This window comes from Vibrio sp. 10N.222.49.C9, assembly GCF_041474985.1.
GTDB lineage: Bacteria > Pseudomonadota > Gammaproteobacteria > Enterobacterales > Vibrionaceae > Vibrio > Vibrio crassostreae_C.
This window is the reverse complement of sequence record NZ_JBFRVD010000453.1, coordinates 1-311: the sequence shown is the minus strand read 5'-3', so window position 1 is coordinate 311 and position 311 is coordinate 1. Positions and strand designations below refer to the sequence as shown.

Annotated in this window: 1 protein-coding gene; it reads right to left on the bottom strand. The window is 44.1% G+C overall.

What is annotated here, in order from left to right; genetic code table 11:
• Window positions 1–296: LacI family DNA-binding transcriptional regulator (locus tag AB4585_RS23955; protein ID WP_372171252.1), on the bottom strand; the 296-nt coding region annotated here is incomplete at its 3' end.
• Between the last annotated feature and the right edge of the window lie 15 nt (window positions 297–311).

Genomic DNA, 311 nt, shown 5'->3' with positions numbered 1-311 from the left:
GAATAGCCACAGGCAATGAGCACTTTTTCCATATCTTCAATGATGCGGGTCGTGTGCGGGCTTTCGGGGTTTTGAACCAGAACGCCTATGGTTCTGCTCTTATTTAATCTCTCATTACATTTTGCTACGCGAGCGCGATAGCCTGTCTGACGAATGGCCTCAAGAATATCTCTCTTTTTGTTATCCGCAATATAGGTGGTTTGGTTTAAAAACCGAGATACTGTGCTTGCGGAAACACCCGCAATTTCAGCAACTTGCTGAACAGTAACCTTCTTATTTGCTTTAGACATATCCATGACTCTCCGCAAATC